The organism is uncultured Nisaea sp., from assembly GCF_963974195.1.
In the GTDB taxonomy this organism is placed as follows: Bacteria; Pseudomonadota; Alphaproteobacteria; order Thalassobaculales; family Thalassobaculaceae; genus Nisaea.
Genome location: NZ_CAXBDC010000032.1, coordinates 14,609 through 35,819 on the forward strand (window position 1 = coordinate 14,609; position 21,211 = coordinate 35,819).

Below are 21,211 nucleotides of genomic sequence, written 5' to 3' on the forward strand. Positions count from 1 at the left end.
TTTGCTGCACCTGCAAAATGCGGGTGGTCAAGACCGGCTGCGCACCGTATAAATGTTTCTGTTTCGTTCTTAGTCCGGATTCCGCCAATGTCAGCCTCTTCCGAACCTAAAGATATCCGTGTCCAGGGTGCCCGCGAGCACAACCTGAAAAGCGTCGATGTCTCCATACCGAGGAACAGCCTGACGGTTCTGACCGGGTTGAGCGGTTCCGGCAAATCCTCGCTGGCCTTCGATACAATCTATGCCGAAGGGCAACGCCGCTATGTCGAGAGCCTGTCGGCCTATGCCCGGCAGTTCCTGGAGCTGATGCAGAAACCGGACGTGGACCTGATCGAGGGTCTGTCACCGGCGATCTCCATCGAGCAGAAGACAACGTCCCGGAACCCGCGCTCCACGGTTGGCACGGTGACGGAGATCTACGATTATCTGCGGCTTCTCTATGCCCGGATCGGTATCCCCTACTCGCCCGCGACCGGCCTGCCGATCGAGAGCCAGACTGTCAGCCAGATGGTCGACCTGATTCTCGAGATGGAAGAAGGCACCCGGCTTTACCTGCTGGCGCCGATCGTGCGTGGCCGCAAGGGTGAGTATCGCAAGGAAATGGCGGAGCTGCGCAAGCAGGGCTTCCAGCGCCTCAAGGTCAATGGCGAACTTTATGAAATCGATGACGTACCGGCGCTGAACAAGAAGCTGAAACACAATATCGAAGTGGTGGTGGACCGGCTCGTCGTCCGTGAAGGTATAGGCACCCGGCTCGCCGATTCCGTGGAGACCGCGCTGGAACTGTCGGACGGCCTGCTGATTGCCGAGGACGCGTCCAGCGGTGAGCGCAAGACTTTCTCTGCCAAGTTCGCCTGCCCGGTTTCCGGCTTCACCATTGACGAGATCGAGCCGCGGCTGTTTTCCTTCAATAATCCCTTTGGCGCCTGCCCGACCTGCGACGGGCTCGGCAACAGCATGTATTTTGACCCGGACCTGATTGTTCCGGACGGCAGTAAGACCCTGCGCAAGGGGGCCATTGCGCCATGGGCCGGCTCCTCCTCGAAATATTACATGCAATCCCTGGAGAGTCTGGCGAAGCATCTGGATGTCTCTCTCGACACCCCGTTCAAGGATCTGCCCGAAATGGCGCAGCGCGCCCTGCTCTACGGTACAGGTAGCGAACGCGTGGTGATGACCTTCGACGACGGACTGCGTAGCTATCAAACCAACAAGCCCTTCGAAGGGCTGGTGCCGAATATGGAGCGGCGTTTCCGGGAGACCGATTCCGCCTGGAGCCGTGAAGAGCTTTCCAAATATCAATCCGTGGCACCATGCGAGGTCTGTCACGGGCAGCGTCTGAAACCTGAAGCGCTGGCGGTGAAAATCGAAGGCCGCAATATCAGTGAGCTGACGGAGCTGTCGATCTCCGAGGCGGTGAAATGGTTCACCGGGTTGAGTGAAAGCCTGACGGGACAGCAGGCGGAGATTGCCGAGCGCATCCTGAAGGAAATCAACGAACGTCTTGGTTTTCTTAACAATGTCGGGCTCGACTACCTCACCATGTCGCGGGCGTCAGGCACTCTGTCAGGCGGCGAAAGCCAGCGTATCCGCCTCGCCTCCCAGATCGGCTCCGGCCTGACCGGCGTGCTCTATGTACTGGATGAACCCTCCATCGGTTTGCACCAGAGGGATAATGACCGGCTGCTGACCACCCTCGTCCGGTTGCGCAATCTCGGTAACACCGTGCTCGTGGTGGAGCATGACGAGGATGCGATCCGGGCCGCCGACTATGTGGTCGATATGGGCCCCGGCGCAGGCGTTCATGGCGGTACCGTGGTTGCCGCCGGCACGCCGGAAGAAGTCATGCGGGCACCGCAGAGCCTGACAGGGCAGTACCTCACTGGCCTTCGCCAGGTGCCGATCCCGGCAAAGCGGCGTAAAGCGACCAAGAAGCGGCATATCCGGCTGACCGGCGCTACGGCGAACAATCTGGACGATGTCACGGTCTCGATCCCGCTCGGTACCATGACCTGCATCACCGGGGTTTCCGGCGGCGGCAAGTCTTCCCTGATCATTGAGACCCTGTGGAAAGCCATTGCCAAGAAGCTGCATGGCGCCCGCGAGCATCCGGGACCGTACGACGAAATTCACGGACTCGAGTTCATCGACAAGGTCGTGGATATCGATCAGTCGCCGATCGGCCGCACGCCGCGCTCGAACCCCGCGACCTATACCGGCGCCTTCACGCCAATCCGGGACTGGTTCGCCGGCTTGCCGGAAGCCAAGACGCGCGGCTACAAAGCCGGGCGCTTTTCTTTCAACGTGAAAGGCGGCCGTTGCGAGGCCTGTCAGGGCGACGGCGTCATCAAGATCGAGATGCACTTCCTGCCGGACGTTTATGTCCAGTGCGATGTCTGCAAGGGCAAGCGCTACAACCGGGAAACGCTTGAGATCACCTACAAGGAGAAATCCATTGCCGACGTGCTCGCCCTCACGGTCGAGGAAGGCGTGGAGTTTTTCATGGCGGTGCCGTCGATCCGTGACAAGCTTGTGACCCTGGATCAGGTCGGGCTTGGATATGTCCAGATCGGCCAGGCGGCGACGACACTCTCCGGCGGTGAAGCTCAACGGGTGAAGCTGTCCAAGGAACTGTCACGCCGGGCAACGGGTAAGACACTCTATATCCTCGACGAACCCACGACCGGGCTGCATTTCGAGGATATCCGCAAGCTGATGGAAGTGCTCCATACTCTTGTTGACCAGGGCAACACGGTGATTGTCATCGAGCATAATCTCGAGGTCATCAAAACCGCCGACTGGATCGTGGATCTTGGTCCCGAGGGCGGTTCAGGCGGGGGCAGGATCATCGCTGAAGGCACGCCCGAGACCGTTGCCGAGACAGCGGGCAGTTACACCGGCAAATATCTCGCGCCCTATCTGGCAGCCGCCGGAGCGAAGAAAAGCGCCTGATCCCGGCCTATAGAGTCCGGGTCCAGTCCGCAGCCCAGTCACCGAGCGGTTTCAGTTTCTGGAACAGCTCGGTGCCCGAGGCTGTGAGGACATATCCGCCTTCGGCTTTCTCAACCAGCCCAGCGGTTCTCAACTCCTTCAGGCGCGTATTGAGCACGGTTGGAGAGACCGTGTCGCAGCGGCTCTGCAATTCCCTGAACGTCAACGCTTCGGAACTGAGATTCCACAGGATGCCCAGCGCCCAGCGGCGGCCAAGCAGATCGAAAAGGACCATGATCGGCTGACCGGTACGCGATCCGCGTACGGGTTCTCCGGGCCGGGGAATTTTTGTCAGGTTTTCTCTTGTCATGTCGCTATTAAAAACGTAGCAATATCGCTACTTAATTTGTAGCATGCTTTGTCACACCTACCAACCCTCATGCAGGAGGTTGCGATGCATCTCGTCATTCTTTGGAGTCTTCTTGCGGTGTCCTGGAGCGGCTCCTACGCCGCCGTAAAAATCGGACTGGACGGATTTGGCCCCTTCACCATTGTTGCCGGCCGCCTTCTGATCGGCGCCGGCATGCTCTATGTCATCATGCGTTTCCGTGCGGGACAGTTGCCCGTCAACGGGCCTGCCCTGCTTGCCTATGCCGTTCCCGCACTCTTCGGAAACCTGGTGCCGTTTCTCCTGATTGGTTTCGGAGAACTCCATGTGGATAGCGGGTTGGCCGCACTGCTTATGGGAATTGCGCCGGTTGTAACGGTGATGCTGGCCCCGCTTTTGATCACGGATGAATATCTGACCCCGCGCTCCCTGTTCGGCATAGCCTTTGGCCTGGCTGGTCTGCTGGTGCTGGTCGGAACCACGGCGCTTTCCGGTCTCGGTCAGCATGTCACAGGACAACTGGCTATCCTTGGCGCCGCACTTTGCTATGCGGGAACAACGCTCTATGTCCGCCGCTGGATAACACTTCCTCCACTGCAGATGGCAACCGGCTCCCTTGTGCTCAGCGCCATCCCCGCGACAATCGGCGCTTTCGCGCTTGAAACCCCTTTTGAGACAGGAAATGCCGGACCAGCCCCTATCCTGGCTCTGCTTTATCTTGGTGTCTGTTCGACAGCTGCCGCGACGCTGATCTACTTTTATCTGGTGCCGCATCTTGGTGCCGGGCGCATGCAACAGATCAATTTCGTGGTTCCCGCGCTCGGAACACTTTTCGGTGTCGCCTTATTGGGAGAGCCTCTGCAGGCAAACGCTCTGGCTTCCCTCGCCCTGATCACCATCGCGGTCTATCTGGTGACATCGGCACGGCGTCCCTCTCCGGTGACTTTACGGCATGACATGCCCGAGGCGCCGTGATGTTGCTTGGCGCCCTTGCGGCAACCTGCGCGTCCTGCGGCTGGGCGGCCGGTATGATGATTGCCCATGCTCCAGCCAGACAGTTGGGCGCATTCGAGTTCACCCGGATACAGTTGCTCACGTCCGGCTTCACGATGGGCATGCTTGCCGCCATTTTCGGTTATTGGCAAAGCGTGAGCTGGGATGAATGGCCCGCATTTCTATTCAGCATTCTGGTCGGCGTCATCCTCGGAAATCTGGCGATGGTGGAATGCCTGCGCCGGTGCACTCCACGAGAGACCGAGCTGATCATCTCCCTGAAGGCTCCGATTGTCGCCCTCCTGGCCTATCTCTATCTGGGCGAAACACTCACCCTTTCGGACATGATTGGCGGCTCCGTCGTTCTTGCCGGAATTGCCCTCGCTGTAACGTCCGGGAAAAACAGGGAGCAAAGCGCTCCAAAGGGTCACACAGGCGCCGTTATCCTGTTCGGTGGACTTGCCGCCCTATCACAGGGAATAGGCTTTCTGGCCTTGAAGCCGGCCATGCTGGCAGGGAGCGAGCCCATTGCTTTATCCGCCATCCGGTTGCTCGGCGCGGCATTCGTGGTTTCCCTGATCGCTCTCTGGCCATTTCCCAATACGCGGGAGAAAGCCACTCTGACACCAGCCTTGCTGCTTCGCACAACCACACCCGGGCTGATCGGTTACTGCATATCAACGACGCTTCTGCTCTATGCCTTTGCCCATATCGAAGCAGGGATAGCAGCGGTTCTGGGATCGCTCTCACCGGTTCTTATCTTGCCAATGGCCTGGATCGTTGAAGGACGGAGGCCATCTCTACAGGCTTCTCTGGGAGCGTTTCTCTCGGTGTTCGGCTGCGCGATTATCGTACTCTGCTAATGTCCCGGCCGCTCAGGCGATCTTGAAAACGGGGCCGAAAGCCCCGAGAGCGGGTGCCACCCCGGGGCCGTCGACATAATCGCAATGAACCTTGCGTGCCGTTGTCGCGGTGTCGAGATCGGGGGCATTGAAGACAAATATCCGGTTCCTGCCAGCATGATTGTTTACGACAAAGTTGCTCAGCTCCTCGACCAGCGAGGGCGTAATCTCTGTCGCGTCGCCGGTGCTGCAACCGCTTCCGATCAATCCGGCGCCCTGTAATTGTTCCGCCCGTTTGAAAGAGCGTGAAAACCCTCCAACGAACCCGGCACAGAACGGTGATATATAGGCAAAATTATTATGCAGAACAGTCTGGGGAACGTCGTCGTCCAGCCCCTTGATATAAAGAAAAAGCCGGCGCTCAGCCCATTCCGGAAGCAACTTGAGTTCGGCAAGAAGAGATTCCCGGAACTGCTTGTTGGTCAACGTGTCCATATGGACAGGCAGCAGCAGAAAAGGCTTTGCCTTCGGTGCTTCCTTCAGCATGGCCTGCGCCAATTGAAGCGCCGAAATATCCATCGCGCATTCAAGCGCACCGGTTTCGCTTCCAGCCTCTGACATCATGCCGTCAGGCACCGACAATTCGGCGCGGTACATGGAAACAAGGCGTTTGCGAATATTGGTAACCGGCCAGTAGACCAGCTTGATTTTGTCCCGGGCTTGTTCGAATGCCTCGGTTTCTTCTGCCTGCTTTTCTTGTCGTGTATCTTCCACGGTCTGGGTCAGAGCCTTGACGTCTGTCAGCTTCTCCGGCTCGTCACGCGGAATATCGAAGACCATGGACTTGACGGTAACACCGTCGAGCCCGCTATCCGGGCCACTGCCATGCAGGCGCCGGTTCACCTCCTTGGCGATCTGCCGGGCCTTCATGTTGGCCGTTGCCTTGTCGTCCTTGCCAAACAGCACGATGAACTGCTCGGCATTGGCCAGCACATAGACATCGTTCGGCGTGATGATCTTCTTGATGATGGTCTCGGTCAGCAGGTGGACCTTGCCGCGAACCTTCGTCCAGTTAGGCCCGAATTTTTCCTTCAGGTTTTCCAGACCGAGCATCTCGACATTGCCGGCCATCAAGGCGTCCGCCGCCATCTTGTTGGTTCGGCAGAAGTCGATCATGGAAGATTTGAAACCGTCCTTGTCGGTCGGGTCCAGTTTCTGCCGGTCGAAACTCTCGAAATACCCTGTATCGCTCATCTGATTTATTAATCTTTATGCCTGTTGTGTGACCGGCAGTGCCGCCAATCTGATGGCATGATGACCAAAACTATTGAAAACAGGGTTAACGCCGAGCGCTTTCTTCGGTCGTCCGTTGATGTTGACGGAGTTCCAGTCTATCTCTCTGCGAGACAGCATCAGCAGCGACATATTAGGAAATTTCATGGAGAACATACGCCCGGTTCATGTGATCGGCGGTGGCCTTGCCGGATCCGAGGCTGCCTGGCAACTGGCCCAGGCCGGAGTGCCCGTTGTGTTGCATGAAATGCGCCCGGATCGCTCGACGGATGCGCATCAGACAGATGGTCTTGCCGAGCTTGTCTGTTCCAATTCCTTCCGCTCGGACGATGCGGAAGGTAACGCCGTTGGCGTGCTGCATGAAGAAATGCGCCGTGTCGGCTCCGTGATCATGACGGCCGCCGATACGCACAAAGTGCCCGCCGGCTCCGCCCTTGCAGTGGACCGCGATCATTTCTCCGCTGCGGTCCAGGAAGCCCTCACCGGGCATCCGATGATCACGGTCGAGCGTGGTGAAGTTGACGGATTGCCGCCGGAAGACTGGGATTCCGTCATCATCGCGACGGGCCCGCTGACGTCACCCGCGCTTTCCGAAGCCGTCGCGAAGTTGACCGGGCAGGACTCTCTCGCCTTTTTCGATGCCATTGCGCCCATCGTGTACAAGGAAAGCATCGATTTCGACAAAGCCTGGTTCCAGTCCCGCTACGACAAGGTCGGCCCCGGCGGAGACGGCAAGGATTACATCAACTGCCCGATGGATGAGGCCCAGTACGAAGCCTTCATCCAGGCCCTGCTCGATGCGGAGAAAATGGAGTTCCGCGAGTGGGAAAAAGACACGCCCTATTTCGAAGGCTGCATGCCGATCGAGGTCATGGCGGAACGCGGTTCCGAGACGCTTCGCTTCGGTCCGATGAAGCCTGTCGGCCTGACCGATCCGCGCACCGGCACCCGGGCGCATGCCGTGGTCCAGCTGCGTCAGGATAACGCCCTCGGCACGCTCTACAACATGGTCGGCTTCCAGACCAAGATGAAATATGGCCCGCAAACCGAGGTGTTCCGAAGCATTCCGGGACTGGAAAAGGCCGAGTTTGCGCGGCTGGGCGGCATTCACCGCAATACCTTCATCAATTCACCGCTGTTGCTGGACGGCACCCTTCGCATGAAAGCGATGCCGCGGCTGCGTTTTGCCGGGCAGATCACCGGTGTCGAAGGCTATATCGAAAGCGCTGCCATCGGCATGCTCGCCGGGAGGTTCGCCGCCGCCGAGCGTCTGGATAAGGATTTGTCCCTGCCGCCACGGACCACTGCGCTGGGTGCATTGCTCGCCCACATCACCGGCGATGCCAATGTCGAAACCTTCCAGCCGATGAATGTGAATTTCGGTTTGTTCCCGACGATTGAGCCGGAGATTACCCCGAACGGGAAAAAACGGAAGCTGAAGGGCCGCGACCGCAAGGCGGCCATGGCCGGACGCGCCCTGCGCGATATCGATGAGTGGCTGTCGGCAAACAAGGCCGCGGCTGCGGAGTAACTCAGTACCGCCGGATCAACCTCGCCAGCCAGAACCGCCAGACATCAAGCGGATCATGGTCGGCGAGCTCCGGCCGGAACGGATCGTAATCCAGCCTTGCCAGCAACCGGATGCGTGCGCGTGCCTGGCGGGCTGGCAATAGCACGGGCGCAAGAGCCGGGTTCTTACCTGTATGCGTCAGTCCGCGATCTATCAGGTTTTGCGCATGCTGAGCCAACGCTTTCACGGCACGACGCGCGCCCTCATCCGCCTTCAGCTCAGCAAAATCCCGGCTCTCCCCACCATGTTCCTCGAGAACGGTACGCGGCAGGAACGGCCGCCTGACCGATTCGTCAAAAGCGGCCGCGCGCAGTTTTCCGATCAGAGCATGCCCGGCGGCAATGTCGGCAAGATCGGTCAATTCCATTTCCCGATCAGGAACCAGCACATCCGCCAGCAGAGCCACCAGGGGGAACGTCGTCGCCCGGAGGTAGGCCTCCGTTTCCGCCAAGCTCTCCATCGGGCGATCCTCGAGATCACGTTCCCGGGCGTTGATCAGATCATCGAATGGTGCACGGGGTAGCCCATAGGCTGCGATACAGGCAGCCAACGGCCCGATCACTTCATGCTGGCGCGGTGTCCCAGCGTAAATTCCGTCGATACTATCGCGCCACCATTGCAACCTGATCGCACCGATCATGGTTTCACTCACGCTTTCACGGGTCTTCGCCACCTCGTGATTGAAGGCGTACAGCGTGAAAACCGCCTCGCGATGTAGCACTGGCGCAAAGAGGGCGAACCGGAAACGGTCCGGATCATGCTGCCGAACCAGAGCGGCCGGTGCGGAGAGTGAAGAAGGTTGAGAGCTCATGACTCGCTTTACGAAGGCAATAGTTTCTTGCGGAGTGCCTGTTCCAGCGCCGGCGCATCGGCCATCCCGGCGAAATAGTCCGTCGAAAAACGGCTGAACAGGGATTCGTATATACCGATCAAGCCGGAAAGCGCCAGTTGCTCGCGGCGCCCGATCAGTGCCTTGAACGCCTGCAAGGAATGCCGCCCAGATTCGAGATGGGAATCCGCCCGCTGTCGCAGATCCGACGCCAGGACAGCAATGCGGGGATCGCGAGACTTGATTGCGTCCGAAAGCCCTGCTTTATCAAGCCCGGCATGCTCGATCAAAGCATCGGGAATTGTCACCAGCCGTTCCGACCGCTCGGCATCTTTGGCGAGGTCGCGCAGAATATGCACCAGATAGCAGAAAATGCCAAGGTCGGCGGCGTAATGCACTGGCTGCTCTGGTAACGCCCAGGAGAACCCGTCTTCCGCAGGCTGCGCGCCGAGGAGGTAGATGAAGATCGTTGCCGGAGCCACGGTCGCCCCTGCCGCATAGGCGAGGAAATCATCCCAGCCCGGCATCGGTTGCTCACGGACATCACGGCGCATGGCATCGGCGAGACCGGTCCAGGGCGCATCGCCCAGATCAGAACGATGCGCCGTTGCCTGCAAGGCTCTCAGAACAGTCCCGGGAAGCGGGCCCTCTTCCGCCACGCCAAGGCATTGCGCCTGCCACTGGTCGATATCGGCCAGCATCGCGCCGCGCTCTTTCTCCCGATCCGGCGCCGGGCGGCAGAGAAATTCGTCATCGACCGCGTCGTCGATCAGGCGCATGGCGGCGTAGGTTGCGAAGAAAAAGCTCTGGCGCGGTGCAGACAGCAATCGCGCGGCATGCAGAAGATTGGCATTAGCCCGTCCCGCAATGGCGCGGCAGAACGCGAAATCTTCCTCTGTTGCCTGGCTGGTGTCTGCGGAATCAGTCAACGGGCAGCAGCGCGGCGGCGACACGGCGCCCTTCGGCCAGAAGCACATTGTAGGTGCGGCAGGCGGCGCCAGTATCCATGATATCCACTACCGGCCCCTTTTCCCGAACCGCCGTGCGGATAGAGGGCAGGATGAACTCGGTCCGCGCACCCGTGCCCAGCAACAGGATCTCCGGAACCGTCTCCCGATCTGTCACCGGCGATAGCGTGTCTGCCGTCAGGTTCTCTATACCGGCTTGCTGCCAGATCAGTGTTTCATCCGGGAAAACAAAGACGGCGCCCGTATATCGGACGCCGGTGATCCGGAACGCCCCGTCACCATAGGCCTCGATAAGCTGAAGGCCTTCCGGGATCAGGGGCGTTACATCCATTGGATCAGTCCTTTTCGCCGGCAGCTCCCTGCCGCTCATATTCCGGCATCTGCACCGGAGAGTCCGCGTCTTCGTCCTCGTCGCCCCGGCGCGGCTGCATGTAAAGCAGCAGCGGCACGGCAATGAAGATCGACGAATAGGTCCCGATGACAACACCCCAGATCATGGCAAGTGCGAAATCGGCCAGCACCGCCCCCCCGAAGAAGTAAATCGCCACAAGCGCAAGCAAGGTGGTGACCGACGTCATCGTGGTACGCGACAGGGTCTCGTTGATCGAGAGATTGAACAGATCCGCGAACGACATCTTCTTGTATTTACGGAAATTTTCCCGCACGCGGTCGAACACGACCACGGTGTCGTTGATGGAGTACCCGGCAATCGTCAGGATGGCCGCGACCGTCGGCAGGTTGAACTCGTGCCCGTTGAGAGCGAACAGGCCGAGGGTCGAGAACACGTCGTGGCTGAGCGCGATAAGGGCGCACACACCGAACTGCCATTCGAAGCGGAGCCAGATGTAGATCATGATCGCCGAGAGGGCGCAAATGACCGCGATAAGCCCGGCTTCCTTCAGTTCCTCTCCAACAGTCGGCCCGACGAACTCGGTACGGCGATATTCGACGCCCTCACCCAGCACCTCTTTTACTTTTTCGACGGCGGTGAGCTGTTCTGCCTCGGAGCCATCCTGGCGCTGAATGCGGATCAGGATGTCATCGTCAGCGCCAAATTCCTGGATGCTGACATCACCAAGGTCGAGGTTGCCGAGTTCGGTCCGCAGTGACTCGATGTTGGCCGGACCATCGGTCTTAACCTCCATCAGAATGCCGCCCCGGAAATCGATACCGAAGTTGAGGCCGTTTACGACCAGGCCACCAAGGCTGAGAATCATCAGCGCAATCGAGAAAGCAAAGGCTTTATAGCGATTGGCGACGAATGGCAGCTTGGTTCCGTGGGGAACGATGCGAAGTGGTCTGAACATCTGTCTATTCCCTCAGATCGGCAGTTCGCTCGGCCGGCTACGCCGCATCCAGAGCACGATGAAAAGGCGGCTGACCAGCGTTGCCGTGAAAAGCGACGTTATAATGCCGATCCCCAGGGTCACGGCGAAGCCCTTCACCGGGCCGGAGCCCATGAAGTAAAGGAACAAAGCCGCGAACAGGGTCGTCAGGTTCGCGTCAACAATGGTCCGGAAGGCGCGCTGATAGCCTGCCTCGATAGAGGCCATCGGGGTCCGTCCATTCCTGATTTCCTCGCGGATACGCTCGAAGATCAGCACGTTCGCATCCACGGCCATACCGACGGTCAGGACGATACCGGCAATGCCCGGAAGTGTCAGGGTTGCCTGCAGGCAGGAAAGAGCGGCCACGATCAGCGTCATGTTGAAGAACAGGGCAAAATTGGCCAGCAAGCCGAAGAACCCGTACGCGACGATCATGAAACCGATCACCAGCAGCAGGCCGATGATACTGGCGATCTTGCCGGCGGCGATGGAATCGGCCCCCAGTCCCGGACCAACCGTGCGCTCTTCAAGCACCTGAAGCGGCGCCGGTAGAGCACCGGCACGCAGCAGCAGTGAAAGGTCCTGCACTTCCTGCACGGTGAAACTGCCGGAAATGATCCCCGATCCGCCAAGAATAGCGGTCTGGATCACCGGCGCACTGATCACCTTGCCGTCGAGCACAATGGCGAAGGGGCGTCCGACATTTTCGGTCGTCGCCTTGCCGAAGCGGCGGCCACCAACAGTGTCGAAGCGGAAGCTGACAACTGGCTGGCCGTCCTGGAAGCTGGGCTGGGCGTCGACGAGATTCTCGCCGCTCACCATCACCCGTCGCTTCACGACGTAATTTGCGGGAGCACCCGGCCGTTCATCCGCAGCCGGAAGCAATTGCGAGCCCGGCGGCACCCGGCCCTGCTGAGCGTCCTGTACCGAAGCCGTCACATCGACCATCCGGAACGTCAGCTTCGCTGTCTGCCCGAGCAGTGCCTTGATCCGCTCGGGATCGTCAACGCCCGGAAGCTGCAACAGGATACGGTCTTCGCCCTGGCGCTGGATTGTCGGTTCGCGCACACCCGTCTCATCGATACGGCGGCGGACGATCTCGATCGACTGAGCGATGGCCCGGGCTTTCAGGTCACGCACGGCGACTTCCGTCAGCGTGATCCGGACAGTGTTTCCGGCACCGGTTTCCGTATCCGTCTCGGGATCGATCTTGCGAACGGTATCCCGCGCTTTTTCAAGATCTTCCGCGTTGCGGACGGTGAAGTGAACCGCATCGTTCGCCACACCAAGACCACGATACCCGATCCGCTCCTGGCGGAGGTTGCGTCGTGTCTGATCTACGATCGCTTCGAGTCGCTCCGCGATGACCACATCGACATCGACTTCGAGAAGCAAGTGCGAACCACCCTGCAGGTCGAGACCGAGATTGATCTTCTTGCCGGGGAGCCAGGAAGGAAGGTCCTGTGTCAAATCGCGCTGGATCACGTTCGGCAGTGCATAAAGCACGCCGAAGGCGCAGATCAGCGCAATAAGGGCAGTTTTCCAAGGCTGAAATTGGAGCATCTTTATATGCCTCTAGCCGAACGGGCCATCGGGTGTGCGGATCATCGATATGTCTGCGGCGCCCCTGAGGGCGCCGCGAGAACTTTACTTCTTGTCGGACGAGTCGGCCGCTGCGGGCTCGGTCTTTGCCCGAACATCGGAGAGCATGCTGCGGGCCACACGGACCTTCACACCCTCGGCGATTTCCACAAGCAGTTCATCTTTCTCGTCGATAACCTTCGAAACGGTACCGATCAGGCCGCCATTGGTGACCACGACGTCGCTCCGGCGCACTTTGGAGAGCATGGCTTTATGCTCTTTGACCCGCTTCTGCTGCGGACGGATCAGCAGGAAATAAAAGACGACGAAAATCAGGACCAACGGCAGGAACGCCATTACATCAAAGCCGCCGCCGACGCCGCCAGCCGCTTGGGCATAAGCCGGTGAAATGAACATCAAGTTCTCCCAGTCATACGAGAAGTTTAGCCCGGCCCCGGTCCGGTCCCGCGCGCACTTCGCTCAAATAGTCGTTCCTCGGCGTGTCTGCCAGCGATTTCCACCAAAACACCCCGAAAACTCGGAACGGCGGACTATAACGGTCCGGCAGGCAATTTCAATGGCTGGAAAGACCGAGGAAAAGACGGGCCCGGGAATTGACGGACAGACGGCGTGTGATACTTTCCCGCCGCCCCGGTTTTACAGCCGGAAGAAAGTTCGACGATTCTTATTTTCAAGGTCCAGTGACATGTCCGACGCCCGAGAGCTTGAGATTCTCGCCCGTATTGCAGATGCGCTTGAGCGCATCGCCCCGCCGCCGGCCAAGGCCGCCGATCTCGGGGATGCCGAAGGCTTTGTCTGGAATGCCCAGGCAGGACAGGTCGATCCGGTCAGGAAGATCAATCGCGTAGATATCTCTCTCCTCAAGGGAGTTGGCCCGCAACTCGATCAGCTGCGCGAGAACACGGACCGGTTCGCCCGTGGCCTGCCCGCCAACAACGCTCTGCTCTGGGGCTCGCGCGGCATGGGCAAAAGCTCGCTGGTCAAGGCCGTGCACGCCGAGGTCAACGAGAAGCGCGACGGCATCCTCGCCCTGGTGGAAATTCATCGCGAGGATCTGGAAACCCTGCCGCGCCTGCTGAACCTGGCACGCGATACGGAGCGCCGCCTGATCGTGTTCTGCGACGATCTGTCCTTCGATTTCGCCGACAATTCTTACAAATCCCTGAAAGCGGTCCTGGAAGGCGGCGTCGAAGGCCGGCCCGACAATGTGCTGTTCTATGCGACATCCAACCGCCGCCATCTGATGGCGCGCGACATGATCGACAATGAGCGCTCGACGGCGATCAACCCCGGCGAGGCTGTCGAGGAAAAGGTTTCGCTGTCTGATCGCTTCGGCCTGTGGCTCGGCTTCCATTCCTGCGATCAGGATACCTTCCTGGCCATGATCGAAGGCTACGCCTCGGCCTATGATCTGCCGATCAGCACGGAGGACCTTCGCGCCAAGGCCAAGGAATGGCAGGTCACCCGCGGTGCCCGCTCCGGCCGTGTTGCCTGGCAATTCATTCAGGATCTTGCCGGCGATCTCGGCAAGAAATTGGCCTGACCGGCTGAAAACCGGGTTCTGCCGGGGTCAGGTTCTGTCTAAATACTGGCGCGGGTCGACCGCCCGCTTTTCCCTGCGCACCTCGAAATGGAGCTGCGGCTGATCCACATTGCCGCTGGACCCGACTGTCGCAATGGTTTGGCCGCGCTTGACGACCTCGCCCCGCGTGACGAGCAACCGGTCACTATGGGCATAGGCCGTGATCCAGCCATTCGCATGTTTCAGCAGCAAAAGCTTTCCGAATCCCGGGAGCCCGTCACCGGCATAGGCAACCACCCCGTTATCGGCAGCGGCCACGGCCGCGCCTCGTGGCGCGGCTATATTGATGCCGTCATTATGCAGTCCGCCCTGGCGTGGGCCGAAATTCGCAATGACACGCCCCCGGACGGGCCAGTGAAATTTTGAGCCGGCACGCTCGGGAGGCCGTATTTTTGCGACCTCAAGGCCGGTTTTCGCCTTAGGTGCGGGCGGCGCGGGCACCGCAGCGGGCTGCGAAGTCTGTGCGCGGGGTGCGGGAGGCTGAAGCACTGCCGCTGTTTGCCCGGACGGCGCCTCATTACGCGGATTGAGCGACGGCAAGGCCACGGTTCCCGGCGAGAGCAATGCTGTTCTGGTCGTGCTTCCGCGCGTTCCCGGCCCCTTCGGGAATTGCGGTACATTGAGAGATGACCGCGTGTTGGAGGCGACGGCTCCGCCTTTCGCGATCTCCTGCGATGGCAGCCGCATCTCCTGCCCGACCCTGATCTGGTAAGGCGGTGTGATGTCATTCATCTGCACGACCGTGCGCATATCGACATTGAAGCGCCGCGAGATCGAGAAAACCGTATCACCCGGCCGTACCAGATAGCTGCTCGGCGCCGGCAGGCGGAGGTCCTGTCCGACATACAGCTTGTAGGGCGGCTGTAGCTGATTGGCGATGATGATATCCCGCACAGGCACTCCGTAGCGCCGGGAAATCTCATAGACCGTGTCATTCGGGCCAGCGCTGATCCGCCCGCCCGACGGGATGGCAAGATGGGCTGAGCGCTTTTCAGACGGGCTATAGGCAAGACGCGGTCCGCCCGCGCCGCAGGCAGTCAGCAGACCGGCCACGACAAGAAGGGCCGTCCAATTTCGAAAATGTGGAACCGTCATCGCCATCAGGCCAGTTTAGGTTTTGCCAACCGCCCGCTCAAGCGGTGCCCGCAAGCCCGCGCCAAGAGCCACTGAACGCTGGAACAATCAGGCACTGTCCCGCACTTCGCTCTCAACCAAAGGCACGAATCGCACCGGAAGCAGGCAATCATCCTTAATGCCGTCTTCCGTCCGGGTGAAGCGATGGATGTGCTGGGTGCCGTCCTGCGGGCCGATCGGAACAACCATTATACCGCCCTCGCCCAGTTGTTCCAGCAGGAGCTCCGGCACGCTTTCGGATGCTGCGGTAACAATGATCCGGTCAAATGGCGCTTGTTCTGGCCAGCCTTTGCTGCCATCGCCGACCCGGGTCACCACCTTATGCAGATCGAGAGTCGCGAATCGTTCCGCCGCCTCCTCGGACAGGCTGCGATGCCGTTCCACTGTGTAGATACGGCGTGCCAGACGGGCGAGTATGGCGGTTTGGTAGCCGGACCCGGTCCCGATCTCCAAAACCTTGCAGCGGTCATTCAGCGCAAGAACCTGGGTCATGAAAGCAACCACATAGGGCTGGCTGATGGTTTGCCCCGCCCCAATGGGAAGCGCCCTGTTGTCATAGGCGAAGGTCTTGATCGGCGACGGGATGAAGATCTCCCGTGGAACGCGCTCGATAGCGCCCAATACGTCACTGTCGGCGATTCCCTCGCGCCGCAGCTCCATGATCAGGCGTATCTTGCTTTCCTCGAGGATCATCACGACTCAGTCGGTTGTTTTTCCAGCTGAAAGGCGTCCTGGAGTGTCTCCAGAGTCTCATGATCGGTCATGTTCATCTTGATCGGCGTGACCGAGATATAGCCCGCATCGATCGCGGCAAGGTCGGTCCCCTCCGCGTAGGGCTTCATGCTCTGCATATGACCGATCCAGTAATGCCGCGAGCCGCGCGGGTCTGTCACCTCAAGAATATCGTCTCCGCTTTTGCGGCGGCCTTGTGTGGTTACCTGAATTCCCCTCACCTGATCGGCGGGAACGGGCGGAAAATTCACGTTTAACAATGTGTTAGGCGGGAAACCTTCATGTAAAATCCGGCGCAGAAGATTGGGGCCATATGTTTCCGCCGGAGTCCAGTCCGCCGGCTGCCCCTCGATCAGCTCCTGGCTGAAGGCGACCGCCGGCACACCGAGAATGGTGGCTTCCATGGCAGCCGACACGGTGCCGGAATAGGTCACGTCATCCGCAAGATTACCGTGCCGGTTCACCCCGGACAGAACGATATCGGGGCGCTTTTCCTTCATCAGCTCGTTCACCGCAAGCAGCACGCAATCTGTTGGCGTACCGTTCACGGAAAACCAGTTCGGCTGATGCTCCCGGGCCTGTAGAGGTCTGCGCAAGGTCAGCGAGTGCCCGGCCCCGCTCTGCTCCGTCTCCGGCGCCACCACCCAGACATCTTCCGTCAGCGACCGGGCCATACGCACCAGGACCTGCAGTCCCGGTGCGTAATAACCGTCATCGTTCGAAATCAGGATGCGGGCCTTGCTGACATCGAGCGGCCAGGTCATGTCGCGCTCCCCGCTCAGCGTTCGGCCGAGATCTTCTCGAGCCCACCCATATAGGGACGCAGCACTTCCGGAATGCTGACCGAACCATCTGCTTCGGCATAATTTTCAAGCACGGCGATCAATGTCCGGCCAACCGCCAGGGCGGAGCCGTTCAGGGTATGCACGAAGCCGGTCTGCTTGCCGCCATCTACCCGGTAGCGAGCCTTCATGCGACGGGCCTGGAAATCACCGCAGTTGGAGCAGCTGGAAATCTCCCGGTACATGCCCTTGCCGTCATCCTGCCCCGGTAGCCAGACCTCGATATCGTAGGTCTTGCGCGCGCCGAACCCGGTATCACCCGAACAGAGCGTGACGACACGATAGGAAAGTCCGAGACGTTTCAGCATCTCCTCGGCGCAACCGGTCATCCGTTCATGCTCTTCCATCGACTTGTCCGGATGCGTGACGGAGACAAGCTCGACCTTGCTGAACTGGTGTAGCCGGATCATGCCCCGTGTATCGCGTCCGGCCGAGCCCGCTTCCGACCGGAAACAGGGCGTATAGGCCGTGAAACGGAGCGGCAGTTCCTCTTCCGCCAGGATCTCTCCGGCAGCGATATTGGTCAGCGGCACTTCCGCCGTCGGGATCAGCCAGTGGTCGCCCGTGGTCTTGAACAGATCCTCGCCGAATTTTGGAAGCTGGCTGGTGCCGTAAAGCGCCGTGTCCCGCACCAGATAAGGCGGGGATACTTCGGTGTAGCCGAACTCGCCCGTATGGATATCGAGCATGTAGTTCGCCAGTGCCCGCTCCAGACGGGACAACTGACCGCGCAGCAGCGAGAACCGGGCGCCGGAGAGCTTGGCGGCCGTTTCGAAATCCATCATGCCGAGACCTTCGCCGATGGCGACATGATCCGGGGAGGCTTCGTTCGTCCGGGGCGTGTCCCCAACCGTCCGCAAGAGCACATTGGCGCTCTCGTCCGGACCGTCCGGCACATCGTCATCCAGCTTGTTCGGCAGACCCGACAGAACGGCATCCAGCTTTTCGGAGAAGGCACGCCCCTCTTCCTCAAGGCTTTGCATCCGGTCCTTGATGTCGGCGACTTCCTTCATCAGGGCATCTGCATCGCCGCCCTGGGATTTCACCTTGCCGATTTCCTTGGAGGCTTCGTTACGCCGTTGCTGCAGGCTCTGCAGCTCGGTCGTCGTATCGCGCCATTGCTTGTCCAGCTCGAGGATCGTGTCCGCCTGTGGGGCAAACCCGCGGCGCGCCATGGCCTTGTCGAAGGCGGCTCCGTCCTCGCGAATCCATCTGATATCGTGCATCTCACACGTCCATTCTGTTCGGAAATTCTGTTTGATCTTATAGGCAGTGCCACCCGACGGGTCCAGCGGCAGGCCCCGGTCAGTTGCCGGGGCCTCGCTCTATCAGGTGGCGGTGCTAGACGAGGTCTCGCCTTCGTCCTCGTCATCATCGTCGTCATCGGCCTGAGTGCCGCGCTTTTTTTCGATGATGCGCGCACCGATGATCGAGATCTCGTAGAGAATCGCGACCGGAATGGCGAGCAGGATCTGGGAGATCACATCCGGGGGCGTCAGCACGGCGGCGACGACGAACGCGATGAGAATCGCATATTTCCGTTTCTTGGCGAGCCCCTTGGAACTCACCATGCCGACCTTGGCCAGCAGGATGATCAGCACGGGCAACTCGAAACAGACGCCAAAGGCGAAAATCAGGCGCATCACCAGCGAGAGATACTGATCGACCTTCGGCTCAAGCACCAGTGGCAGCGATCCGTCCGTGCCCGGATGCTCGAAGCCGAGGAAGAACTTCCAGGCCAGCGGAATGACCAGGTAATAGACCATGGCCGCGCCGATGGTGAACAGGATCGGCGTTGCGATCAAAAACGGCAGGAATGCGGTCTTCTCATCCTTGTAGAGACCGGGCGCGATGAAGCTCCAGAGCTGCATCGAGATGATCGGGAAAGCCAGGCAGGCAGCGGCGAAGAAGGCGACCTTCAGGTAAGTGAAGAAAGCCTCGTGCAGCGCCGTATAGATCATCCTCCGGCCGGGCTCACCCTCGGTCAGGCTGGCAAGCGGCTCAACCAGGAACGAGAAAATAGGCTCCGCGAACGCATAACAGATAAAGAATGCGATGATGAAAGCAGCAAAGGAGTAGATCAGGCGGCTGCGCAATTCGACCAGATGGTCCAGCAGCGGCATCCGCTTCTCTTCGATATCCTCACTCATGGATCATTGTCCTGCCGCGGCGCTTTCCTGCCCGCTCTTACCGTCAGATTTAGAGGGGGTCGCTTCGGCCGATTTGGCTGTATCCGGCGCTTTTGTCTCGGCCTTCGCTTCAGTCTTGGTTTTGGGCTTGGCTTCAGGCTTAGCCGCTTCTACCGGGCGTGAAGATGCGACATCCCGCGCCTGACTGGCGATGCGCTCCATCTCCTTCTTGGTGTCCCCTTCCGGGTCCACCCAGTCGTTGATGCGCTTTTCGATATCTCCGCTGGAGATACTTTTGGCTTCCTTGCGGAGGTCGTCGAGTTCGGCCTCTCGGGCGACTTCTTCCAGACTGTTCTGAAAATCGCGCGCGATCGACCGCGCCTTCCGGAGATAGGTGCTGACCGAGCGTACGACGCGCGGCAGGTCACGGGGGCCTACAACGACCACCGCGACAAACGCGATCAGCATAAATTCCTGCCAGCCGAGATCAAACATCAGCGCATACCATTATTCACGCGACGGTACCTGTAGGCCCGTACGTGGTCAGTTTCCGGCATATGGGCCGGTTAACCAAGAGGGGTCCGTCAGCTTTTCTGTGCTTCATCAGCCTTGGGCTGTGCGGCAGCGGATTGCTCGGAGTTAAGGCTCTTCGAGGAATCGCCCTCGGCTGCCTGATCCCCGTCCTCATCCTTGATGCTTTTCTTGAAGTTGCGCAGGCCCTTGCCGAAATCGCCCATCAGCGAGGAAATCTTCCCGCTACCGCCGAAAAGTACAACGACGACCAGCAAGACAACGAGCCAATGCCAAATACTACCGAATCCCATGAGCGAACGCTCCCGTCTGTCTAGATTTGTTACGTCCCGTAACGGGACTTTTGCCGTATATAGGCATGATCATAGGTCCACTGCAATGTCCCGCAGGGCTTTTCGCCTAACGAATTCAACCGTGCTACGCGGGAAACACGAAGATTTGCCCAAGGTCGAATTCCACATGCAGCCGCGTACCGGCATCCGGCAGGAATATCCCGGGCATCCGAGAGTGGAAATGCCATTCCTTTGTACTCCCGTTCTCGCCGGACTGGACATGCAAATGGATCAGGCTGCTACGCCCCAGAAGACGCGCCTGCATAACTCTGGCCGTATAGAGGTTCTCGCCGGATTTCTGGGTCGTCACGCGCAAGCCTTCAGGCCGTATAATCACTGTTGCCTGCGCCCCTTCCGGCAAATCCCCCGCCGCCGCAAGACCAACCGGCGTCTCTACATGGCCATCCCTTACGGGCCCCGTAAAGGCGTTTACCTCGCCGAAGAAACCAGCGACGAATGCCGAATTCGGATAACAATAAAGGTCGTGAGGAGAGCCCTCCTGTTCGATCCGTCCGTCACGCATGACGGCAATCCGGTCCGCCATGAACATGGCTTCTTCCGGATCATGCGTGACCATCAGCGTGGCGGCCCCGCTTTCCTTCAGGAGATGCAGCACGTCGTCACGCACCTGGGCCCGGAGCGCGCTGTCCAGGCCCGAATAAGGCTCATCCAGCAGGATGATACGCGGGTTTGGTGCAAGTGCCCGCGCCAGCGCGACACGCTGCTGCTGGCCGCCGGACAACTCATGCGGAAATTTGTTTGCGGCACTGTCCATACCGACACGGCGTAATTCAGTGAGCGCTTTCTCCCGGCGGAGCGGCTTTGCCAGGTCCGAAAGACCGAAAGCCACATTGTCGGCCACGCTCAGATGCGGAAACAATGCGTAATCCTGAAAAACCAGGCCAATACCGCGCTGCTCGGGCGGGACCTGCCGGCCCGGCGCGGCGACTTCGGTCTCTCCCATCAGCACCCGGCCGGTTTGCAGCGGCTCCAGGCCGGCCGCAATACGGAGCGCCGTGGTTTTGCCGCAGCCGGATGGCCCCAGCAGGCAGACCACCTCACCCTGCGCGATATCCAGGGTCAGATCATCGACAACACGAATGTTGTCGAACTGATGGCTAACGCCCTGCAGACGAAGAACAGATGTCATTCTTCGTTCCCGCCTCTGATGCTTGTAGGGATTGA

At 59.7% G+C, this 21,211-nt stretch carries 21 protein-coding genes; 5 read left to right on the forward strand and 16 right to left on the reverse strand.

Annotated features, from left to right (window positions below):
• Positions 1-87: 87 nt before the first annotated feature.
• Positions 88-2,952, forward strand: a complete 2,865-nt coding sequence (gene uvrA, locus AAC126_RS09180) for an excinuclease ABC subunit UvrA (RefSeq protein WP_339852472.1) — start codon at positions 88-90, stop codon at positions 2,950-2,952.
• A 7-nt stretch (positions 2,953-2,959) separates the two neighbouring features.
• On the opposite strand, the gene AAC126_RS09185 is transcribed toward uvrA, so the two are convergent.
• A complete protein-coding gene (locus AAC126_RS09185) occupies positions 2,960-3,226 on the reverse strand; it encodes a helix-turn-helix domain-containing protein (RefSeq protein ID WP_339852475.1) in 267 nt (88 codons plus the stop codon).
• Between the two features lie 159 nt (positions 3,227-3,385).
• Here AAC126_RS09185 and AAC126_RS09190 point away from each other — a divergent pair, with 159 nt between their 5' ends.
• Complete coding sequence (locus AAC126_RS09190) at positions 3,386-4,294, forward strand: DMT family transporter (RefSeq protein WP_339852478.1); 909 nt, start codon at positions 3,386-3,388, stop codon at positions 4,292-4,294.
• The gene (locus tag AAC126_RS09195; RefSeq protein ID WP_339852481.1) at positions 4,294-5,175 is read left to right on the forward strand and encodes a DMT family transporter; all 882 of its coding nucleotides are present in this window, start codon (positions 4,294-4,296) and stop codon (positions 5,173-5,175) included. The genes AAC126_RS09190 and AAC126_RS09195 overlap by 1 nt, the downstream gene beginning before the upstream one ends.
• Before the next feature lie 12 nt (positions 5,176-5,187).
• Here the strand turns inward: AAC126_RS09195 and AAC126_RS09200 are convergent, their stop codons facing one another.
• The gene (locus AAC126_RS09200; protein WP_339852484.1) at positions 5,188-6,408 is read right to left on the reverse strand and encodes a hypothetical protein; all 1,221 of its coding nucleotides are present in this window, start codon (positions 6,406-6,408) and stop codon (positions 5,188-5,190) included.
• Between the two features lie 184 nt (positions 6,409-6,592).
• Between AAC126_RS09200 and trmFO the strand changes: the two genes are divergently transcribed.
• A complete protein-coding gene (gene trmFO / locus AAC126_RS09205) occupies positions 6,593-7,978 on the forward strand; it encodes a methylenetetrahydrofolate--tRNA-(uracil(54)-C(5))-methyltransferase (FADH(2)-oxidizing) TrmFO (protein WP_339852487.1) in 1,386 nt (461 codons plus the stop codon).
• 1 nt (position 7,979) lies between these two features.
• Here trmFO and AAC126_RS09210 read toward each other — a convergent pair whose 3' ends face one another.
• The 6 genes from AAC126_RS09210 to yajC all read right to left on the reverse strand — a co-directional run bounded on the left by AAC126_RS09210 (position 7,980) and on the right by yajC (position 13,140).
• Positions 7,980-8,828, reverse strand: a complete 849-nt coding sequence (locus AAC126_RS09210) for a squalene/phytoene synthase family protein (protein ID WP_339852490.1) — start codon at positions 8,826-8,828, stop codon at positions 7,980-7,982.
• Positions 8,829-8,836: 8 nt separating this feature from the next.
• Complete coding sequence (locus AAC126_RS09215) at positions 8,837-9,775, reverse strand: squalene/phytoene synthase family protein (RefSeq protein WP_339852492.1); 939 nt, start codon at positions 9,773-9,775, stop codon at positions 8,837-8,839.
• Complete coding sequence (locus AAC126_RS09220; RefSeq protein WP_339852494.1) at positions 9,768-10,145, reverse strand: Mth938-like domain-containing protein; 378 nt, start codon at positions 10,143-10,145, stop codon at positions 9,768-9,770. Before AAC126_RS09220 ends, AAC126_RS09215 begins: the two co-directional genes overlap by 8 nt.
• Positions 10,146-10,149: 4 nt before the next feature.
• Positions 10,150-11,121, reverse strand: coding sequence for a protein translocase subunit SecF (gene secF / locus AAC126_RS09225; protein ID WP_339852496.1), 972 nt, complete (start codon positions 11,119-11,121; stop codon positions 10,150-10,152).
• Positions 11,122-11,133: 12 nt separating this feature from the next.
• Complete coding sequence (gene secD / locus AAC126_RS09230; RefSeq protein WP_339852499.1) at positions 11,134-12,705, reverse strand: protein translocase subunit SecD; 1,572 nt, start codon at positions 12,703-12,705, stop codon at positions 11,134-11,136.
• A gap of 84 nt (positions 12,706-12,789) precedes the next feature.
• Positions 12,790-13,140, reverse strand: coding sequence for a preprotein translocase subunit YajC (gene yajC, locus AAC126_RS09235; RefSeq protein ID WP_339852502.1), 351 nt, complete (start codon positions 13,138-13,140; stop codon positions 12,790-12,792).
• Positions 13,141-13,429: 289 nt separating this feature from the next.
• On the opposite strand from yajC, the gene AAC126_RS09240 reads away from it, so the two are divergent.
• Positions 13,430-14,287 carry an ATP-binding protein gene (locus AAC126_RS09240; protein ID WP_339852505.1) on the forward strand — a complete coding sequence of 286 codons (858 nt, stop codon included), beginning with the start codon at positions 13,430-13,432 and terminating at the stop codon, positions 14,285-14,287.
• A 27-nt stretch (positions 14,288-14,314) separates the two neighbouring features.
• Here the strand turns inward: AAC126_RS09240 and AAC126_RS09245 are convergent, their stop codons facing one another.
• The 8 genes from AAC126_RS09245 to AAC126_RS09280 all read right to left on the reverse strand — a co-directional run bounded on the left by AAC126_RS09245 (position 14,315) and on the right by AAC126_RS09280 (position 21,176).
• Positions 14,315-15,379, reverse strand: coding sequence for a peptidoglycan DD-metalloendopeptidase family protein (locus AAC126_RS09245; protein WP_339852508.1), 1,065 nt, complete (start codon positions 15,377-15,379; stop codon positions 14,315-14,317).
• A 129-nt stretch (positions 15,380-15,508) separates the two neighbouring features.
• Entirely contained in the window at positions 15,509-16,153 is a 645-nt protein-coding gene (locus AAC126_RS09250) for a protein-L-isoaspartate(D-aspartate) O-methyltransferase (RefSeq protein ID WP_339852511.1), read from the reverse strand.
• Positions 16,153-16,956: a 5'/3'-nucleotidase SurE gene (gene surE, locus AAC126_RS09255; RefSeq protein WP_339852514.1), complete on the reverse strand. Its 804-nt coding sequence runs from the start codon at positions 16,954-16,956 to the stop codon at positions 16,153-16,155. Before surE ends, AAC126_RS09250 begins: the two co-directional genes overlap by 1 nt.
• Before the next feature lie 14 nt (positions 16,957-16,970).
• The gene (gene serS, locus AAC126_RS09260) at positions 16,971-18,260 is read right to left on the reverse strand and encodes a serine--tRNA ligase (RefSeq protein WP_339852517.1); all 1,290 of its coding nucleotides are present in this window, start codon (positions 18,258-18,260) and stop codon (positions 16,971-16,973) included.
• A gap of 102 nt (positions 18,261-18,362) precedes the next feature.
• On the reverse strand, positions 18,363-19,184 hold the full coding sequence (gene tatC, locus AAC126_RS09265) for a twin-arginine translocase subunit TatC (RefSeq protein ID WP_339852520.1): 822 nt from the start codon (positions 19,182-19,184) through the stop codon (positions 18,363-18,365).
• A gap of 3 nt (positions 19,185-19,187) precedes the next feature.
• Positions 19,188-19,658 (reverse strand): Sec-independent protein translocase protein TatB, encoded by a 471-nt coding sequence (tatB, locus tag AAC126_RS09270; RefSeq protein ID WP_339852521.1) that lies wholly within the window; start codon positions 19,656-19,658, stop codon positions 19,188-19,190.
• A gap of 89 nt (positions 19,659-19,747) precedes the next feature.
• Positions 19,748-19,987: a twin-arginine translocase TatA/TatE family subunit gene (gene tatA / locus AAC126_RS09275; RefSeq protein ID WP_339852524.1), complete on the reverse strand. Its 240-nt coding sequence runs from the start codon at positions 19,985-19,987 to the stop codon at positions 19,748-19,750.
• Positions 19,988-20,111: 124 nt separating this feature from the next.
• On the reverse strand, positions 20,112-21,176 hold the full coding sequence (locus AAC126_RS09280; protein WP_339852527.1) for an ABC transporter ATP-binding protein: 1,065 nt from the start codon (positions 21,174-21,176) through the stop codon (positions 20,112-20,114).
• Between the last annotated feature and the right edge of the window lie 35 nt (positions 21,177-21,211).

Excerpts from the sequence above, each read along its gene's own strand:
- uvrA (WP_339852472.1), top strand. The coding sequence starts at position 88 with ATGTCAGCCTCTTCCGAACCTAAAGATATCCGTGTCCAGGGTGCCCGC.
- AAC126_RS09185 (WP_339852475.1), bottom strand. The coding sequence starts at position 3,226 with ATGGTCCTTTTCGATCTGCTTGGCCGCCGCTGGGCGCTGGGCATCCTG.
- AAC126_RS09190 (WP_339852478.1), top strand. The coding sequence starts at position 3,386 with ATGCATCTCGTCATTCTTTGGAGTCTTCTTGCGGTGTCCTGGAGCGGC.
- AAC126_RS09195 (WP_339852481.1), top strand. The coding sequence starts at position 4,294 with ATGTTGCTTGGCGCCCTTGCGGCAACCTGCGCGTCCTGCGGCTGGGCG.
- AAC126_RS09200 (WP_339852484.1), bottom strand. The coding sequence starts at position 6,408 with ATGAGCGATACAGGGTATTTCGAGAGTTTCGACCGGCAGAAACTGGAC.
- trmFO (WP_339852487.1), top strand. The coding sequence starts at position 6,593 with ATGGAGAACATACGCCCGGTTCATGTGATCGGCGGTGGCCTTGCCGGA.
- AAC126_RS09210 (WP_339852490.1), bottom strand. The coding sequence starts at position 8,828 with ATGAGCTCTCAACCTTCTTCACTCTCCGCACCGGCCGCTCTGGTTCGG.
- AAC126_RS09220 (WP_339852494.1), bottom strand. The coding sequence starts at position 10,145 with ATGGATGTAACGCCCCTGATCCCGGAAGGCCTTCAGCTTATCGAGGCC.
- secF (WP_339852496.1), bottom strand. The coding sequence starts at position 11,121 with ATGTTCAGACCACTTCGCATCGTTCCCCACGGAACCAAGCTGCCATTC.
- secD (WP_339852499.1), bottom strand. The coding sequence starts at position 12,705 with ATGCTCCAATTTCAGCCTTGGAAAACTGCCCTTATTGCGCTGATCTGC.
- yajC (WP_339852502.1), bottom strand. The coding sequence starts at position 13,140 with ATGTTCATTTCACCGGCTTATGCCCAAGCGGCTGGCGGCGTCGGCGGC.
- AAC126_RS09240 (WP_339852505.1), top strand. The coding sequence starts at position 13,430 with ATGTCCGACGCCCGAGAGCTTGAGATTCTCGCCCGTATTGCAGATGCG.
- AAC126_RS09250 (WP_339852511.1), bottom strand. The coding sequence starts at position 16,153 with ATGATCCTCGAGGAAAGCAAGATACGCCTGATCATGGAGCTGCGGCGC.
- surE (WP_339852514.1), bottom strand. The coding sequence starts at position 16,956 with ATGACCTGGCCGCTCGATGTCAGCAAGGCCCGCATCCTGATTTCGAAC.
- serS (WP_339852517.1), bottom strand. The coding sequence starts at position 18,260 with ATGCACGATATCAGATGGATTCGCGAGGACGGAGCCGCCTTCGACAAG.
- tatC (WP_339852520.1), bottom strand. The coding sequence starts at position 19,184 with ATGAGTGAGGATATCGAAGAGAAGCGGATGCCGCTGCTGGACCATCTG.
- tatB (WP_339852521.1), bottom strand. The coding sequence starts at position 19,658 with ATGTTTGATCTCGGCTGGCAGGAATTTATGCTGATCGCGTTTGTCGCG.
- tatA (WP_339852524.1), bottom strand. The coding sequence starts at position 19,987 with ATGGGATTCGGTAGTATTTGGCATTGGCTCGTTGTCTTGCTGGTCGTC.
- AAC126_RS09280 (WP_339852527.1), bottom strand. The coding sequence starts at position 21,176 with ATGACATCTGTTCTTCGTCTGCAGGGCGTTAGCCATCAGTTCGACAAC.